General features: G+C 33.1%; 1 protein-coding gene and 1 pseudogene. Both read left to right on the top strand.

Annotated features, from left to right (window positions below):
• On the top strand, positions 1-341 hold a 341-nt coding region (locus RCF13_RS01490), incomplete at its 5' end, for a hypothetical protein (protein WP_308140755.1).
• Positions 342-620: 279 nt separating this feature from the next.
• Positions 621-1238: pseudogene (locus RCF13_RS01485) on the top strand (excinuclease ABC subunit A); the annotation flags it as partial.

The following is a 1238-nucleotide window of genomic DNA, read 5'->3' as shown; positions in this document are numbered from 1 at the left end:
TTAATTATGATAAAAGTTTGTTGGAAAATATATTACCAAACCAAACCGCCCCATCTCCACTTGGTCACACGTGGTTGTATAAAAATGGAGGGTGGTCTGGGATTTGGAGAAGAATCGATGAAACAACTACTTTTGATTGTTACGACCAATTATCTGAGGATGGAGATGTTGTAACGTATAAAGTTGATATTTATATTTCTGGGGAAGATGTCATAATTCTACGAAAAGATAGCTCAGATAACAATAATCCTTCTTTACGTGGTAAATTAGTGGATAACGGTACGAAAGTAAAAGACGAATTTGGTGTATGGGAAGCAAAAATTGAACAACGGAGATTGTAATTTTAGACTTTCTCGTTAGCTTCATACGTGAAAGCACTTATTTATTGAAGGTATTATTGAATCACCATGTAAGAACGATATATTTTGACGTATTCTGTGGATTAGCTAAGTTCCAGGGATGGCTAACTTTATTTCAAAGCTATACTAATTAAATATATAATATCGCTTTCAAAAGAACATTAGTTCGTATATAATAAAAACGAACTAATGTTCTTTAGGAGGGGTGCAAAGTTGTATGATTATTCTTTTTGCCCGAATCGTATTGTGTTTTGTGTAGATATGACCAGTTTCTACGCAAGTGTCAGTTGTGTAAAAAGAGGTTTAGATCCATTAAAAACAAAGTTAGTAGTAGTTGGCGATGTGAATCGGTCAGGTTCAGTAATTTTGGCTGCAACTGCTCCATTAAAGAAAATGGGAATACGACAAGGACAAAGATTGTATGAAATAGAGAAGAGAAAAGATATATTGGTTGTCAATCCAACTATGGAGACTTACATAAAATGTTCTAATTATATTTCAAAACTTGCATTACAATATGTAGCTCCTTGTGATTTTCATCAGTATAGTTGTGATGAATTCTTTATGGATGTTTCTTCCAGTTTTAGGTTGTTTGCTAAGACTCCCGGTGAATTAGCCATAAAATTAAAAAGAGAAATTTTTGAAAAAACAAAACTTCATTGTGCAATAGGAATAGGGGTTAACCCTCTTATTAGTAAAATATGCTTAGACAATTCTGCAAAGAAAAAATCGGATGGTATTGACTACTGGACGTATGAAGATGTACAAGAGAAGTTTTGGCCAATACGTCCTTTACATAAATTTTGGGGTATATCATATAAAACTGAGGAAAAGTTGAATCGTAAAGGGATCTATTCGATTGGAGATTTAGCAAAATAT

It is taken from the genome of Stenotrophomonas maltophilia group sp. RNC7, assembly GCF_030910085.1.
Taxonomy (GTDB): Bacteria; Pseudomonadota; Gammaproteobacteria; order Xanthomonadales; family Xanthomonadaceae; genus Stenotrophomonas; species Stenotrophomonas sepilia.
This window is presented reverse-complemented; position numbering and strand designations above follow the sequence as displayed.